Source organism: Pseudomonas sp. GW821-FHT07F01, from assembly GCF_059418825.1.
This window is the reverse complement of the sequence record NZ_JBWKQO010000005.1, coordinates 505,725-522,019: the sequence shown is the minus strand read 5'-3', so window position 1 is coordinate 522,019 and position 16,295 is coordinate 505,725. Positions and strand designations below refer to the sequence as shown.

The 16,295-nt window shown below is 63.8% G+C and carries 12 protein-coding genes; 10 read left to right on the top strand and 2 right to left on the bottom strand.

The genetic code is table 11. The annotated features are described in order from the left end of the window. Positions 1-58 precede the first annotated feature (58 nt). Positions 59-1,414, top strand: coding sequence for a CoA transferase (locus tag AC07R1_RS20755; RefSeq protein ID WP_495110898.1), 1,356 nt, complete (start codon positions 59-61; stop codon positions 1,412-1,414). Between the two features lie 44 nt (positions 1,415-1,458). On the opposite strand, the gene AC07R1_RS20750 is transcribed toward AC07R1_RS20755, so the two are convergent. Both AC07R1_RS20750 and arcD (AC07R1_RS20745) read right to left on the bottom strand, forming a co-directional pair. Further along, complete coding sequence (locus tag AC07R1_RS20750) at positions 1,459-2,328, bottom strand: DNA-3-methyladenine glycosylase family protein (protein ID WP_123472894.1); 870 nt, start codon at positions 2,326-2,328, stop codon at positions 1,459-1,461. Continuing rightward, on the bottom strand, positions 2,325-3,752 hold the full coding sequence (gene arcD / locus AC07R1_RS20745) for an arginine-ornithine antiporter (protein WP_011062887.1): 1,428 nt from the start codon (positions 3,750-3,752) through the stop codon (positions 2,325-2,327). Before arcD (AC07R1_RS20745) ends, AC07R1_RS20750 begins: the two co-directional genes overlap by 4 nt. A gap of 453 nt (positions 3,753-4,205) precedes the next feature. Here arcD (AC07R1_RS20745) and arcD (AC07R1_RS20740) point away from each other — a divergent pair, with 453 nt between their 5' ends. The 9 genes from arcD (AC07R1_RS20740) to AC07R1_RS20700 all read left to right on the top strand — a co-directional run bounded on the left by arcD (AC07R1_RS20740) (position 4,206) and on the right by AC07R1_RS20700 (position 16,256). Further along, positions 4,206-5,633, top strand: a complete 1,428-nt coding sequence (gene arcD, locus AC07R1_RS20740) for an arginine-ornithine antiporter (protein ID WP_011062888.1) — start codon at positions 4,206-4,208, stop codon at positions 5,631-5,633. 45 nt (positions 5,634-5,678) lie between these two features. Beyond that, positions 5,679-6,935, top strand: a complete 1,257-nt coding sequence (gene arcA, locus AC07R1_RS20735) for an arginine deiminase (protein WP_011062889.1) — start codon at positions 5,679-5,681, stop codon at positions 6,933-6,935. Between the two features lie 83 nt (positions 6,936-7,018). Then, the gene (locus tag AC07R1_RS20730; protein WP_025126828.1) at positions 7,019-8,029 is read left to right on the top strand and encodes an ornithine carbamoyltransferase; all 1,011 of its coding nucleotides are present in this window, start codon (positions 7,019-7,021) and stop codon (positions 8,027-8,029) included. 62 nt (positions 8,030-8,091) lie between these two features. Then, complete coding sequence (gene arcC / locus AC07R1_RS20725; RefSeq protein WP_011062891.1) at positions 8,092-9,021, top strand: carbamate kinase; 930 nt, start codon at positions 8,092-8,094, stop codon at positions 9,019-9,021. 72 nt (positions 9,022-9,093) lie between these two features. After that, positions 9,094-9,453 carry a DUF5064 family protein gene (locus AC07R1_RS20720; RefSeq protein WP_011062892.1) on the top strand — a complete coding sequence of 120 codons (360 nt, stop codon included), beginning with the start codon at positions 9,094-9,096 and terminating at the stop codon, positions 9,451-9,453. Positions 9,454-9,627: 174 nt separating this feature from the next. Continuing rightward, on the top strand, positions 9,628-11,136 hold the full coding sequence (gene gcsR, locus AC07R1_RS20715; RefSeq protein WP_011062893.1) for a transcriptional regulator GcsR: 1,509 nt from the start codon (positions 9,628-9,630) through the stop codon (positions 11,134-11,136). A 313-nt stretch (positions 11,137-11,449) separates the two neighbouring features. After that, positions 11,450-11,833 carry a glycine cleavage system protein GcvH gene (gene gcvH, locus AC07R1_RS20710; protein WP_011062894.1) on the top strand — a complete coding sequence of 128 codons (384 nt, stop codon included), beginning with the start codon at positions 11,450-11,452 and terminating at the stop codon, positions 11,831-11,833. A 9-nt stretch (positions 11,834-11,842) separates the two neighbouring features. Further along, positions 11,843-14,698, top strand: coding sequence for an aminomethyl-transferring glycine dehydrogenase (gcvP, locus tag AC07R1_RS20705; protein WP_492617913.1), 2,856 nt, complete (start codon positions 11,843-11,845; stop codon positions 14,696-14,698). 181 nt (positions 14,699-14,879) lie between these two features. Then, the gene (locus tag AC07R1_RS20700) at positions 14,880-16,256 is read left to right on the top strand and encodes an L-serine ammonia-lyase (RefSeq protein ID WP_011062896.1); all 1,377 of its coding nucleotides are present in this window, start codon (positions 14,880-14,882) and stop codon (positions 16,254-16,256) included. Positions 16,257-16,295 lie beyond the last annotated feature (39 nt).

Here is a 16,295-nt window from a genome sequence, read left to right as displayed (position 1 = left end):
ATCGACAGCCGCGGCAGTTTCAGGGTGCAATGCCCTCCCCTGATCCGCGGAGTGGGCCATGACCGAGTTACTCGCATCCATCCAGGCCGCGCTGGGCCTGGCGTCATCAAGCATCCGGCAAACCGGCCTGGGCGCCCTGCCCTCGGCCTTCGCCGTGACCGACCTGGCCAGCGCCAGCATTGCCGCTGCCGGGCAGGCAGTCACTGAACTCCTGTACAGCCAGACCGGACGCCTGCCAGAGGTCAGCGTCGACCGGCGCCTGGCCTCGTTCTGGTTCGCCAGCTCGATCCGCCCGCAGGGCTGGAGCCTGCCATCACCCTGGGACCCGATTGCCGGCGACTACGCCAGCCGCGACGGCTGGATTCGCCTGCACACCAACGCACCTCACCACCGTGCCGCCGCCGAACGGGTGCTGGGAGCGGTGACCGAACGCTCGGCCATGGCCGCCCAGGTGGCCACCTGGAACGCCCTGGAACTGGAGCAGGCGATAGTCGACCAAGGCGGTTGTGCCGCGCAGATGCGCAGCTGGGCGCAGTGGCAGGCCCACCCCCAGGGCCGGGCGGTAAACAGCGAACCCCTGGTGCACTGGCTGCCCCAGGCCGATCAGCGGCACAAGGCCTGGAGCGGTCGCGTCGACCGGCCCCTGGCCGGGCTCAAGGTACTGGACCTGACCCGGGTCCTGGCGGGCCCGGTGGCCAGCCGCCTGCTGGCGGGGCTCGGGGCCGAGGTGTTGCGCATCGATCCGCCACACTGGAACGAGCCGGCCCTGGAGCCGGAGGTGACCCTGGGCAAACGCTGCGCGCGCCTCGATCTGCACGACCTTGAGCAGCGTGCCCTGTTCGAAGGCCTGCTGGCGCAGGCCGACCTGCTTCTGCATGGCTACCGCGCCGATGCCCTGGAACACCTGGGTTATGACGCCCAGGCACGCCAGAAAATCGCTCCAGGGCTGATCGAAGTCAGCCTCAATGCCTACGGCTGGAGCGACCCCTGGCGCAACCGCCGGGGCTTCGACAGCCTGGTGCAGATGAGCTGCGGCATCGCCGAAGCCGGCATGGCCTGGAAAGCCGCGGACAGGCCTGTACCACTGCCGGTCCAGGCCCTGGATCACGCCACCGGTTACCTGATGGCAGCCAGCGCCCTGCGGGCACTGACCCGGTCCCTGAGCGGCGAGCAGGGCGCATCGGCGCGCCTGTCCCTGGCCCGTACCGCCCAGTTGCTGGTTGATCATTCCCCGTCAGCAACCGCCGAAATTCCACTGCGCGCCGAAGACCACGAGGATCAGGGGCTGGTGCTGGAACAGACCCCTTGGGGGCCGGCGCGGCGCCTGCGGGTGCCGTTGCACATCAATGGAACGCCGGTGCAGTGGAGTTGCCCGGCCACCGCCCTGGGCGCCCATCGCCCCAGATGGTGGTGAAGGCCTTGGCTGGCAGTTGATCCCGTAGGAACCGGCGGACCGTTTCAGCCCATGGCCGCCCACAAATGCTGCGCCGCATAACCGCGCCACGGCCGCCAGGCCTCGGCCCGGGCCAGCAGTTGGCGGGCATTGGGCCGCAGCCCCTGCAGACGTGCCATAGCGTTGAACAGGCCTACGTCCGCCGCCGGAAAGGCATCGCTCTCGCGCAACTGGCGCAGGGCGATATATTGCGCGGTCCAATCGCCGATTCCCGGCAATTGCAACAGGCGCTCCACCCCCTGTTGCAGGCTGGCCCTGGGTTCGAACAGGAGTGGATCGTCGAGCAAGGCCTGGGCCACGGCAGACAGCGTGCGTGCCCGGCTGCGGGGCATTCCCAGGTCGGCCAGGTTGGCAGTGGACAGCACCTGGGGAGTGGGAAACAGGTGGGTCAAACCAGGCCACTGCGGGTCGGGACTGGCCAGCAACCGGCCATGCACCGCCACCAGCTTGCCCGCCAGGCGGATCGCGCCCTGCACGGTGATCTGCTGGCCCAGCACGGCGCGAATGGCCAGCTCGAAACCGTCCCAGGCCCCGGGTACTCGCAGGCCAGGGCGTGCCGCCAGCAACGGTGCGAGCAGCGGATCACGGGCCAGATGGCGGTTGATCAGGGACAGGTCCGCGTCCAGATCGAATTGCCGGCGCAAGCGCGCCAGCACCTGGGGCAGCAGGGCCTGCTCGGCCCCCTGCAACTGCACCTGCAAATGGCCTGCAGGCCCCGGGCAGACACTCAAGATGCCTTGCCCGCCCGCCAGCGCGAAGGTACGGGCATAAGTATCGCCCTGCACCACCTCAAGGCCCTCGATGGCGCGGGCCCTGAGAAAGCCCAGCATCGCCGGCCAGTCGTAGGCGCCCTGGTAGGGCAGGTGATGAATCACAGCGCCAGCAGACCGCTGTACAAGCCATAGGCCGCCAATGAGGCGCCGATGACCACAGCCGCGAAGATCAGTTTTTCCAGCGGGGTGAACAACGGCTCGCCCTGCTCATGCTTGGCCTTGGCGAACAGGATCACCCCCGGCGCATACAACAAGGCCGACAGCAGCAGGTACTTCAAGCCGCCGGCGTACAGCAGCCAGATGGCGTAGCTCAGGGCCACGGTGGCGATGAACAGGTCCTTCTTGCGTTCCCGGGAGGCCTGCTCGTAGGTTTCCCCGCGACCGCTGAGCAGCACCGCATAGGCCGCCGACCACAGGTAGGGCACCAGGATCATCGACGACGCCAGGTAGATCAGGCTGGTGTAGGTGCCGGCGGAGAACAGGGTGATCAGCAGAAAGATCTGGATCATCACGTTGGTCAGCCACAAGGCATTGACCGGCACATGGTTGGCGTTTTCCTTCTTCAGGAAAGCCGGCATGGTCCGATCCCGGGCGGTGGCGTAGAGGATCTCGGCGCACAGCAAGGCCCAGGACAGCAAGGCCCCCAGCAGGGAAACCGCCAGGCCGATGCTGATCAGCAAGGCGCCCCAGGGGCCGACGATATGCTCCAGCACTGCCGCCAGGGAAGGGTTCTGCAATTGCGCCAGCTCCGGCTGGCTCATGATCCCCAACGACAGCACGTTGACCAGTACCAGCAGCGCCAGCACCCCGAGAAAACCGATCACCGTGGCCCGCCCGACATCGGCGCGCTTCTGCGCCCGGGCCGAATACACGCTGGCGCCCTCGATACCGATGAACACGAACACCGTCACCAGCATCATGTTGCGCACCTGGTCCATCACCCCGCCGAAGTTCGGGTTGCTGCGGCCCCAGATATCCCGGGTGAAGATATCCGCCTTGAATGCCACGGCAGCGATGACGATGAACATCACCAGCGGCACGATCTTCGCCACCGTGGTCAGCTGGTTGATGAACGCCGCCTCCTTGATCCCCCGCAACACCAGGAAATGCACGGCCCACAGCAGGACCGAGGCACAGCCGATGGCCACCGGGGTATTGCCCTGGCCGAACACCGGAAAGAAATAGCCCAGGGTGCTGAACAGCAGGACGAAGTAGCCGACATTGCCCAGCCAGGCACTGATCCAGTAACCCCAGGCCGATGAAAAGCCCATGTAGTCGCCGAACCCGGCCTTGGCATAGGCGTAGACCCCGGAATCGAGCTCCGGCTTGCGGTTGGCCAGGGTCTGGAAGACGAAGGCCAGGGTCAGCATCCCTACCGCGGTGATGGCCCAGCCGATCAGCACCGCTCCGGCATCGGCCCGGGCCGCCATATTCTGCGGCAGCGAGAAGATCCCGCCGCCAATCATGGAACCCACCACCAGGGCGATCAATGCACCGAGTTGCAGCTTCTGCGCCGGTTGTGACATCCCTACCTCTGCTTCAGTGAGTCGATCTGGCGATTAAAGCTACACGCTATTAAATAACTTCTACAAATTTGCGTCTAACAGTAACAGTCAATTATTTATCCTTTATGCAACGGACCTCTGGACACCTCGTAGAAAGCCCTGAATAACCGACTGTTTTGTTATGTATATGCACTAAGTGCCATCACTACCAAGTGATTAATCAATGCCGCTGAAAGATTTGCACATTCCCCAAAAGGGTCTAGTTTCAAACGTCGTCGGCAATGAGAACCGCTACTGATAAGGAGATCGAAACCTGTCTGGAATGGCCCTCTCCGGGCAGCATTCTACCCCCCGCAACAAATCTTAAGTCATTCATTCACAACGGAATGCAGTAATGAACTGATCTGAGTCAGCTGTTCGGATTGCAAGCAGATTTACTCTGACGTCTCTCTTCTCCTGCATTGGAGTCATGCAATGTCTGAATCCCCCGGTAAACTAAGACTGGGCGCCTTAGTCGCCCTGGTAGTGGGTTCCATGATTGGCGGCGGGATCTTCTCCTTACCGCAAAACATGGCCGCCAGCGCCGATGTTGGTGCTGTTCTTATTGGTTGGGCAATTACCGCTGTCGGCATGTTGACCCTGGCCTTCGTCTTCCAAACTCTAGCCAATCGCAAACCTGACCTGGATGGCGGCGTCTACGCCTACGCCAAGGCCGGGTTCGGTGACTACATGGGCTTTTCATCGGCCTGGGGTTACTGGATCAGCGCCTGGCTGGGCAACGTCGGCTACTTCGTCCTGCTGTTCAGCACCCTGGGCTATTTCTTCCCGATCTTCGGCGAGGGCAACACCCCCGCGGCCGTGATCGGCGCCTCTGTTTTGCTCTGGGCCGTGCACTTCCTGGTGCTGCGCGGCATCAAGGAAGCGGCCTTCATCAACCTGGTGACCACGGTTGCCAAGGTGGTGCCGCTGCTGCTGTTCGTGCTGATCGCCCTGTTCGCCTTCAAGCTGGATATCTTCACCGCCGACATCTGGGGCGTGAAGAATCCGGACCTGGGCAGCGTGATGAACCAGGTGCGCAACATGATGCTGGTCACCGTGTGGGTGTTCATCGGCATCGAGGGCGCGAGCATCTTCTCGTCCCGGGCGGAGAAACGCTCGGATGTGGGCAAGGCCACCGTCATCGGCTTCATCACCGTGCTGCTGTTCCTGGTGCTGGTGAACGTGCTGTCCCTGGGGATCATGACCCAGCCGGAACTGGCCAAGCTGCAGAACCCGTCCATGGCGGCAGTGCTGGAGCATGTGGTGGGCCACTGGGGCGCGGTACTGATCAGCGTCGGCCTGATCATCTCGCTGCTGGGGGCGCTGCTGTCCTGGGTGCTGCTGTGCGCGGAAATCATGTTCGCCGCCGCCAAGGACCACACCATGCCGGAGTTCCTGCGCCGCGAGAACGCCAACCACGTACCGGCCAACGCCCTGTGGCTGACCAATGCCATGGTGCAGATCTTCCTGGTCATCACCCTGTTCTCGGCCAGCACCTACCTGTCGCTGATCTACCTCGCCACCTCGATGATCCTGGTGCCCTACCTGTGGTCGGCGGCCTACGCAGTACTGCTGGCGGTGCGCGGCGAAAGCTATGAACAGGCCCTGGCCGAACGCAAGAAGGACCTGATCATCGGCAGCATCGCCCTGCTCTACGCGATCTGGCTGCTGTATGCCGGCGGGGTCAAGTACCTGCTGCTCTCGGCCCTGCTCTACGCCCCCGGCGTGGTGCTGTTCGCCAAGGCCAAGATGGAACTGCACAAACCGATTTTCACCAACGTCGAGAAGCTGATTTTTGCCGCAGTGGTCATAGGCGCCCTGGTGGCGGCCTACGGACTCTACGACGGCTTCCTGACCCTATAGCTCTAGCAACACCCCCGATTGTTTTGTCTCTGGAGGATCACAGTAATGACCACGGAAAAAGTTAAGTACGGCGTACATTCCGAAGCCGGCAAACTGCGCAAAGTCATGGTTTGTTCCCCAGGCCTGGCCCATCAGCGGCTGACCCCGAACAACTGCGATGAACTGCTGTTCGATGATGTGCTGTGGGTGGCCCAGGCCAAACGCGACCACTTCGACTTCGTCACCAAGATGCGTGAGCGGGATATCGATGTACTGGAAATGCACAACCTGCTGACCGACATTGTCGCCATGCCCGAAGCCCTGGACTGGATTCTGGAACGCAAGATCACCGCCAACCAGGTCGGCCTGGGCCTGGTCAACGAAGTCGGTTCGTGGCTGCGCAGCCTGGAGCCGCGCAAGGTCGCCGAGTACCTGATCGGCGGTGTATCGGCCGATGACCTGCCCACCAGCTTCGGTGGCAAGACCATCGAGATGTTCCGCGACTTCCTCGGCCACTCCAGCTTCATCCTGCCGCCGCTGCCCAACACCCAGTTCACCCGCGACACCACCTGCTGGATCTACGGCGGCGTGACCCTGAACCCGATGTACTGGCCGGCGCGACGTCAGGAAACCCTGCTGACCACCGCCATCTACAAGTTCCACCCCGAGTTCACCAACGCCGACTTCCAGATCTGGTACGGCGACCCGGACCAGGAACACGGCAACGCCACCCTGGAAGGCGGCGACGTGATGCCGATCGGCAACGGCGTGGTCCTGATCGGCATGGGCGAGCGCTCCTCGCGTCAGGCCATCGGCCAACTGGCGCTGAACCTGTTCAAGCACAAGGCCGTGGAGCGCGTGATCGTCGCCGGCCTGCCGAAATCCCGCGCGGCGATGCACCTGGACACCGTGTTCAGCTTCTGCGACCGCGACCTGGTCACGGTCTTCCCGGAAGTGGTGAGCCAGATCGTCGCCTTCAGCCTGCGCCCTGACGAAAGCAAGCCCGGCGGCATCGATGTGCGCCGCGAAGAGACCAGCTTCCTCGACACCGTGGCCAAGGCCCTCAACCTCAAGGCCCTGCGCGTGGTGGAAACCGGTGGCAACGCCTTCGCCGCCGAGCGCGAGCAATGGGACGACGGCAACAACGTGGTGGCCGTGGAGCCCGGCGTGGTCATCGGCTACGACCGCAACACCTACACCAACACCCTGCTGCGCAAGGCCGGGGTCGAGGTCATCACCATCAGCGCCGGCGAACTGGGCCGGGGCCGTGGCGGCGGCCACTGCATGACCTGCCCGATCATCCGCGACCCGATCGACTACTAAGCGCCCTATCCGACATAGCAGCTTGCCGTTGCCCCTACAAAGGGCCTCGGCAAGTGGACGACCGAAATCAAAGGAGATCCATCATGGCTTTCAACATCCACAACCGTAACCTGCTGAGCCTGGAACACCACACCCCACGTGAGCTGCGCTACCTGCTGGACCTGTCCCGCGACCTCAAGCGCGCCAAGTACACCGGCACCGAGCAGCAGCACCTCAAGGGCAACAACATCGCCCTGATCTTCGAAAAGACCTCGACCCGTACCCGTTGCGCCTTCGAAGTGGCGGCCTATGACCAGGGCGCCAACGTCACCTACATCGACCCCAACTCCTCGCAGATCGGCCACAAGGAAAGCATGAAGGACACCGCCCGAGTGCTGGGGCGCATGTACGACGCCATCGAGTACCGCGGCTTCAAGCAGGAAATCGTCGAAGAACTGGCGAAATTCGCCGGGGTTCCGGTGTTCAACGGCCTGACCGATGAATACCACCCGACCCAGATGATCGCCGACGTGCTGACCATGCGTGAGCACGCCGACAAGCCGATCCACGAGATCAGCTACGCCTACCTGGGCGATGCGCGCAACAACATGGGCAACTCTCTGCTGCTGGTGGGCGCCAAGCTCGGCATGGACGTGCGCATCTGCGCGCCCAAGGCCCTGTGGCCCCATGACGACCTGGTGCAGCGCTGCAAGAAATACGCAGAGGAAAGCGGTGCCCGCATCACCCTCACCGAGGATCCGAAAGCCGCGGTCAAGGGCGTGGACTTCATTCACACCGACGTCTGGGTCTCCATGGGCGAACCGGTGGAAGCCTGGGCCGAGCGTATCGAGCAACTGCTGCCCTACCAGGTCAACGCCCAGTTGATGAAAGCCACCGGCAACCCACGGACCAAGTTCATGCACTGCCTGCCGGCTTTCCACAACAGCGATACCAAGGTCGGCAAGCAGATCGCCGAGCAGTATCCGCACCTGGCCAACGGCATTGAAGTGACCGACGACGTGTTCGAGTCGCCCGCCTGCATCGCCTTCGAGCAAGCGGAAAACCGCATGCACACCATCAAGGCGATCCTGGTTTCGACCCTGGCCGACCTGTAATCCCCCTCCAGCACCGGGGCCGCCCAGGCGGCGCCGGCACCGGACTCTAGAAGGACTGCATTATGCGTATCGTCGTTGCACTGGGCGGTAACGCCCTGCTCCGCCGTGGTGAACCCATGACCGCGGACAACCAACGCGCCAACATCCGCATCGCCACCGAACAGATCGCCAAGATCCACCCCGGCAACCAACTGGTGATTGCCCACGGCAATGGCCCGCAGGTCGGCCTGCTGTCGTTGCAAGCGGCGGCCTATACCCAGGTTTCGCCCTACCCGCTGGACGTGCTAGGCGCCGAGACCGAAGGCATGATCGGCTACATCATCGAACAGGAACTGGGCAACCTGCTGGACTTCGAGGTGCCGTTCGCCACCTTGCTGACCCAGGTGGAAGTGGACGCCAAGGACCCGGCATTCAAGAACCCGACCAAGCCCATCGGCCCGGTCTACAGCAAGGAAGAAGCCGAGAAGCTGGCCAAGGAAAAAGGCTGGGCCATCGCCCCGGATGGCGACAAGTACCGCCGGGTAGTGGCCAGCCCGAAACCCAAGCGCATCTTCGAGATCCGTCCGATCAAGTGGCTGCTGGAAAAAAGCAGCATCGTGATCTGCGCCGGCGGTGGCGGCATCCCCACCATGTACGGCGAGGACGGCAAGCTCAAGGGCATCGAGGCCGTGATCGACAAGGACCTGTGCTCGGCGCTGCTGGCCGAGCAACTGGAAGCCGACCTGCTGGTGATCGCCACCGACGTCAACGCGGCGTTCATCGACTTCGGCAAACCGACCCAGAAGGCCATCGGCCAGGCCCACCCGGACGAAATCGAGAAGCTGGGCTTTGCCGCCGGCTCCATGGGGCCGAAGGTCCAGGCCGCCTGCGAATTTGCCCGGCACACTGGCAAAACCGCAGTGATCGGTTCACTCTCGGACATCGAAGCGATCGTCCAGGGCAAGGCCGGCACCCGCATCAGCACCGCGCAACCTGGCATCAGTTACCTGTAAGACGCTTGCAGTGAAAACTCGGGGCAGGCCCGGCGCCTGCCCTCATTTCAAAGCCCTGGAGGAGAGAAGCCTATGGCCATGTTTGAGCCCGGTCACCTGCATATCGAGCGCCATGCGCTGAACAAGGACGACTTCAGCTACAACCTGTGCATTGACTACGAAGTGGCCCACGACCCCAAGGAGGGCAAGGGCATGCTGTTCACCCTGCATGGCACCATCGAAGACAAGTCCCTGAAGGAGCAGTTCTTCCTGGCCAAGGACCTGGCTTTCGACTTCGCCCGCCACGCCACCCGCCTCGCCCAGCAGCACGGCCTGCCCAAGAGCGCCAGCATTGCCTCGATGCACAAGTACTACGACGAAATGTTCGAGGACGTACGCAAGCAACTGGACGTCAAGCCCGGCGACCCGGTGAAACCCGAGCACCTTGCATAACCCCCGATCCCCTGCTGGGGCCGACGTGCCGGCGAACTGACCACGGCCCTGCATCGCTGCCCGGCCCGCCTTCGCCGGCTAGCCGGCTCTTGCGGCATGCGTGACGATTTCGACTAAGCCCCTGCCCCAAGGCATACTGGCCACCCTCCGCTTTGCAGAACCGTCAGTCACCCCATGCGTATCCACGTCAGCTTCATCGACCGCGTCGGCATCACCCAGGAAGTCCTGGCCCTGTTGGGCGGGCGCAACCTCAACCTGGATGCGGTGGAAATGGTGCCGCCCAACGTCTATATCGATGCCCCGACCTTGAGCCCCCAGGTGCTGGAAGAACTGCGCGATGCGCTGTTCAACGTACGTGGCGTGCAGGCGGTAACGGTGGTGGACATCCTTCCCGGGCAACGCCGGCACCTGCAACTGGACGCCCTGTTGGCGGCCATGACCGATCCGGTGCTGGCCCTGGACAGTGCCGGCAAAGTGCTGCTGGCCAACCCGGCGCTGATCGCCCTGTATGGTCGCGAACCGGCCGGGGAAAGCGTCGCCGAGCTGTTTGCCGACCCCGCACTGCTGGAGGCCCTGCTGGAAAACGGCTTTCGCCTGCCGCTGCGGGAAATCACCGTCAATGGCCAGACCCTGCTGCTGGACGCCACTCCCATTACCGACGCCGGTGCCCTGCTGACCCTGTACCCGCCCAACCGCATCGGTGAACGGCTCTCGGCCCTGCATCACGACCACGCCGAAGGCTTCGATGCCCTGCTCGGCGAATCACCGGCGATCCGCACCCTCAAGGCCCGGGCGCAGCGGGTTGCAGCGCTGGACGCACCACTATTGATCCAGGGTGAAACCGGCACCGGCAAGGAACTGGTGGCCCGCGCCTGCCACGCCATCAGCGCCCGCCACGGCGCGCCGTTCCTGGCCCTGAACTGCGCGGCACTGCCGGAAAACCTGGCCGAGAGCGAGCTGTTCGGCTATGCCCCCGGCGCCTTTACCGGCGCCCAGCGCGGCGGCAAGCCGGGGCTGATGGAGCTGGCCAACCAGGGCACGGTGTTCCTCGATGAAATCGGCGAGATGTCGCCCTACCTGCAGGCCAAGCTCCTGCGCTTTCTCAATGACGGCAGCTTTCGCCGGGTCGGTGGCGATCGCGAGATCAAGGTCAACGTGCGCATCCTCAGCGCCACCCATCGTGACCTGGAAAAAATGGTCAACGAAGGCACCTTCCGCGAAGACCTGTTCTATCGCCTCAACGTGCTGAACGTGGAAGTGCCACCGCTGCGCGAACGCGGCCAGGACATCCTGCTGCTGGCCCGCTACTTCATGCAGCAGGCCTGCGCGCAGATCCAGCGGCCGGTGTGCCGGCTGACACCGGGGACCTACCCGGCGCTGCTGGGCAACCGCTGGCCGGGCAACGTGCGGCAATTGCAGAACGTGATCTTCCGTGCGGCGGCGATCTGCGAGAGCAACCTGGTGGACATCGGTGACCTGGACATTGCCGGCACCTCGGTAGCCCGCCAGAACGATGCCGAAGTGGCCAGCCTGGAACAGGCCGTGGAAGCCTTCGAGAAGGAGTTGCTGGAAAACCTCTACGTCAGTTACCCCTCGACCCGGCAACTGGCCAACCGCTTGCAGACCTCCCATACCGCGATTGCCCACCGCCTGCGCAAATACGGCATTCCCAGCAAGGCCTGAGCTTGCGCCTGCCGCTCTGAAAGCGACCTCCATCTGTACTGAAAGCGCTACAGTGGAACGATTTCGCTACAAAGCCTTGCAATCGCAGCCGTGCAAGGCTTTGATCCTCAAAGCCTTTTTTCCGCACCCCGTGCTGTAGCGTTTTCGCTACGGCCGTGAAATTCCATTCTCTACAAAAAACACTCAACCCCTTGATTTACAAAGGCCAAATAAATATTGGCCGTGTTCTTGCTATGGACATTGCCATTCGGCTCGGCGCTGTCCGAGCATTCAATCGCGTCCACCAGACGAGTCTGGCCCCTGAGGAGTTTCCATGAGCGAGTTGCGTTTTACTGAAGATCACGAATGGCTGCGTACCGAAGCGGATGGCAGTGTCACCGTCGGCATTACGGCTTTCGCCCAGAACGCCCTGGGTGATGTGGTGTTTGTGCAACTGCCGGAGCTGCAGGGCTACGACAAGGGCGCCGAAGCCGCCACCGTGGAATCGGTGAAAGCCGCCAGCGGCGTGTACATGCCCCTGGACGGTGAAGTGGTCGCCACCAACCCGGCCCTGGAAGACAGCCCGGAACTGGTCAACGAAGACCCGCTGGGCGAAGGCTGGTTCTTCCGCTTCATCCCTGCCGATGCCGCTGCCGTTGGCCAATTGCTGGACCAGGACGCCTACGACCGCCTGATCAAAGCCAGCGCCGAAGCCTGAGGAGCCGCCATGACCGTCAACCTGAGCACCGCCAACGAATTCATCGCGCGCCACATCGGCCCGCGCCAGGGCGATGAGCAAGCCATGCTCAATAGCCTCGGCTTCGACTCCCTGGAAGCCCTGAGCGCCAGCGTGATTCCCGAGAGCATCAAGGGCACCAGCGTGCTGGAGCTGGGCCAGGGCCTGAGCGAAGCCCAGGCCCTGGCCTCGATCAAGGCCATCGCCGCCAGGAACCAGCTGTTCAAGACCTATATCGGCCAGGGCTACTACAACTGCCATACGCCGTCGCCGATCCTGCGCAACCTCCTGGAAAACCCCGCCTGGTACACCGCCTACACCCCGTACCAGCCGGAAATCTCCCAGGGTCGCCTGGAAGCCCTGTTGAATTTCCAGACCCTGATCAGCGACCTGAGCGGCCTGCCGATCGCCAACGCCTCGCTGCTGGACGAAGGCACCGCCGCCGCCGAAGCCATGACCTTCTGCAAGCGCCTGAGCAAGAACAAGGGCAGCCACGCCTTCTTCGCCTCGCAGCATTGCCACCCACAGACCCTCGATGTACTGCGCACCCGTGCCGAGCCCCTGGGGATCAACGTGGTGGTGGGCGATGAGCGCAAGCTGACCGACGTCAGCCCGTTCTTCGGCGCCCTGCTGCAATACCCGGCAAGCAACGGTGACCTGTTCGACTACCGCGAGCTGACCGAGCGTTTCCACGCTGCCAACGCCCTGGTAGCCGTGGCCGCCGACCTGCTGGCCCTGACCCTGCTGACCCCGCCCGGGGAATTCGGCGCCGACGTGGCCATCGGCAGTGCCCAGCGCTTCGGCGTGCCCCTGGGCTTTGGTGGCCCGCATGCGGCCTACTTCGCCACCCGCGATGCCTTCAAGCGCGACATGCCCGGCCGCCTGGTGGGCGTCTCGGTGGACCGTTTCGGCAAGCCGGCCCTGCGCCTGGCCATGCAGACCCGCGAGCAGCATATCCGCCGCGAGAAGGCCACCAGCAACATCTGCACCGCCCAGGTCCTGTTGGCCAACATCGCCAGCATGTATGCCGTGTACCACGGCCCCAAGGGCCTGACCCAGATCGCCCAGCGCATCCACCAGCTGACCGCGATCCTGGCCAAGGGCCTGGTCCAGCTGGGCTTGACCGTGGAGCAGGAAAGCTTCTTCGACACCCTGAGCCTGCGCACTGGTGCCGACACCGCCGCGCTGCACGACAAGGCACGCGCCCAGGGCATCAACCTGCGGGTGATAGACGCCGAGCGCCTGGGCCTGTCCCTGGATGAAACCACCACTCAAGCCGACGTTGAAACCCTGTGGAGCCTGCTGGCCGACGGCAAGCCCGCGCCGGACTTCGCGGCACTCGCGGCGGCGGTCACCAGCGCCATCCCCGCGGCCCTGGCACGCCAGTCGGCGATCCTCAGCCACCCGGTGTTCAACCGCTATCACTCGGAAACCGAGCTGATGCGCTACCTGCGCAAGCTGGCGGACAAGGACCTGGCCCTGGATCGCACCATGATCCCGCTGGGCTCCTGCACCATGAAGCTCAACGCCGCCAGCGAGATGATCCCCATCACCTGGGCCGAGTTCGGCGCACTGCACCCCTTCGCTCCCGCCGAGCAAAGCGCCGGCTACCAGCAACTGACCACCGAACTTGAAGCGATGCTCTGCGCTGCCACCGGCTACGACGCGGTGTCGCTGCAGCCCAACGCCGGCTCCCAGGGCGAGTACGCCGGCCTGCTGGCCATTCGTGCCTATCACCAGAGCCGTGGCGACGAGCGCCGCGATATCTGCCTGATTCCCTCCTCGGCCCACGGCACCAACCCGGCCACCGCCAACATGGCCGGCATGCGCGTGGTGGTCACCGCCTGCGACGCCCGCGGCAACGTCGACATCGAGGACCTGCGGGCCAAGGCCATCGAGCACCGCGAGCACCTCGCCGCGCTGATGATCACCTACCCGTCGACCCACGGCGTGTTCGAAGAAGGCATCCGCGAAATCTGCGGCATCATTCACGACAACGGCGGCCAGGTGTACATCGACGGCGCCAACATGAACGCCATGGTCGGCCTCTGCGCCCCGGGCAAGTTCGGTGGCGACGTGTCCCACCTGAACCTGCACAAGACCTTCTGCATTCCCCACGGCGGTGGCGGCCCGGGCGTCGGCCCGATCGGCGTCAAGTCGCACCTGGCGCCCTTCCTGCCCGGCCATGCCGCGCTGGAAAACAAGAAAGGCGCGGTCTGTGCCGCTCCGTTCGGCAGCGCCAGCATCCTGCCGATCACCTGGATGTACATCAGCATGATGGGCGGCGCCGGCCTCAAGCGCGCCTCGCAGTTGGCGATCCTCAATGCCAACTACATCTCGCGCCGCCTGGAAGAGCACTACCCGGTGCTCTACACCGGCAGCAACGGCCTGGTGGCCCACGAATGCATCCTCGACCTGCGTCCGCTGAAAGACAGCAGCGGCATCAGCGTCGATGACGTGGCCAAGCGCCTGATCGATTTTGGCTTCCACGCGCCGACCATGTCCTTCCCGGTGGCCGGCACCCTGATGATCGAGCCCACCGAAAGCGAATCCAAGGAAGAACTGGACCGCTTCTGCGATGCCATGATCCGCATCCGCGAAGAAATCCGCGCAGTGGAAAACGGCGCCCTGGACAAGGACGACAACCCGCTGAAGAACGCTCCGCACACCGCGGCCGAACTGGTGGGCGAGTGGTCCCATCCATACAGCCGTGAACAGGCGGTGTACCCAGTGGCATCCCTGGTGGAAGGCAAGTACTGGCCGCCGGTTGGCCGGGTCGACAACGTGTTCGGCGACCGCAATCTGGTGTGCGCCTGCCCTTCGATCGAGAGCTACCAGGACGCGTAAGCCGTCCATCACTGGAGAGCCGTGCCCCTGCAGATACCGCGTATACCTGTAGGAGCCGGCTCGCCGGCGATGAGCGATAACGCATCAATCGGGTAGAGCAGCGGCTGCCTGTATCGCGGGCAAGCTAGCTCCTGCAAGTGCTTGCTTGCCGATCAATACAATAAGAAACCGGAGAACCAACATGTCCCTGAGCGTGTTCGACCTGTTCAAGATTGGCATCGGCCCCTCCAGCTCCCATACCGTCGGCCCGATGCGCGCCGCCGCGCGTTTTGTCGAAGGCCTGCGTCGCGATCAACTGCTGGCCAGCACCACCTGCGTCAAGGTCGAGCTGTACGGCTCGCTGGGCGCCACCGGCAAAGGCCACGGCAGCGACAAGGCGGTGCTACTAGGCCTGGAAGGCGAGCACCCGGACACCGTGAATACCGAAAACATCGCCGCGCGCCTGCAGGAAATACGCAGCAGCGCGCGCCTCAACCTGCTCGGCGAACACAGCATTGCGTTCAACGAGAAAGAACACCTGGCCATGATCCGCAAGCCCCTGGCCTATCACCCCAATGGCATGATCTTTCGTGCCTTCGACAGCGCCGGTTTGCAGATCCGCAGCCGCGAGTACTACTCCGTTGGCGGTGGTTTCGTCGTGGATGAAGATGCCGCCGGAGCCGATCGCATCGTTGAAGACACCACCCGCCTGACCTTCCCTTTCCGCAATGCCAAGGAACTGCTGCAACATTGCGCTACCTATGGCCTGTCCATCAGCCAGGTGATGCTGACCAATGAAAGTGCCTGGCGCCCGGAAGCTGAAACCCGCGCCGGCCTGCTGAAGATCTGGCAGGTGATGCAGGACTGCGTGGATGCCGGCTGCCGCAACGAAGGCATCCTGCCCGGCGGGCTCAAGGTCAAGCGCCGTGCCGCGGCCCTGCACCGCCAGTTGTGCAAGCACCCGGAAGCGGCGCTGCGCGATGCCCTGTCGGTGCTGGACTGGGTCAACCTCTATGCCCTGGCGGTGAATGAAGAAAACGCCAACGGCGGACGGGTGGTCACCGCCCCCACCAATGGCGCGGCCGGAATCATTCCGGCGGTGCTGCACTACTACATGCGCTTCATTCCCGGGGCCAACGAAGACGGGGTGGTGCGTTTTCTCCTCACCGCCGCAGCCATCGGCATCCTCTACAAGGAAAACGCCTCGATCTCCGGCGCCGAAGTCGGCTGCCAGGGTGAAGTGGGCGTGGCCTGCTCGATGGCGGCCGGGGCCTTGTGCGAGGTCCTCGGCGGCAGCGTGCAGCAAGTGGAGAACGCCGCGGAAATCGGCATGGAACACAACCTCGGGCTGACCTGTGACCCCATTGGCGGGTTGGTGCAGGTGCCCTGCATCGAGCGCAACGCCATGGGCTCGGTCAAGGCCATCAATGCGGTGCGCATGGCCCTGCGTGGCGACGGGCAGCACTTCGTCTCCCTCGACAAGGTCATCCGCACCATGCGCCAGACCGGCGCCGACATGAAAAGCAAATACAAGGAAACCGCCCGTGGCGGTCTGGCCGTGAACATTATCGAGTGCTGATACGCAACCTGTATCCGCACGTTTTTTTCAGGAGTTGCC